The organism is Klebsiella sp. K47, from assembly GCF_051858335.1.
In the GTDB taxonomy this organism is placed as follows: Bacteria; Pseudomonadota; Gammaproteobacteria; order Enterobacterales; family Enterobacteriaceae; genus Klebsiella; species Klebsiella pneumoniae.
Genome location: NZ_JBPYUI010000466.1, coordinates 1 through 221, shown reverse-complemented (window position 1 = coordinate 221; position 221 = coordinate 1). Strand labels below are relative to the sequence as shown.

Sequence of the window (221 nt, the reverse complement as noted above, 5' to 3'; positions counted from 1 at the left end):
GACCGGCTTGCCCTTCCACAGCTCCGAGCGGTCGACGATGACCAGCTGGCGGAGCGACGGCGTAATCGGGCGGTATTGCTTCAGAGCCATCGGATCACACTCCCGCTCAGATGCCCGTGGTCACGTCGATCTTGTTACCCTCGGCGAGGGTGACGACGGCCTTCTTGAAGTCCGAGCGACGGCCGATGGTGCCGCGGAACCGCTTGGTCTTGCCCTTGGAA

Annotated in this window: 1 protein-coding gene; it reads right to left on the bottom strand. The window is 63.8% G+C overall.

What is annotated here, in order from left to right; genetic code table 11:
• Positions 1 to 106 precede the first annotated feature (106 nt).
• On the bottom strand, positions 107 to 221 hold a 115-nt coding region (rplW, locus tag RRF55_RS28820; RefSeq protein ID WP_439419418.1), incomplete at its 5' end, for a 50S ribosomal protein L23.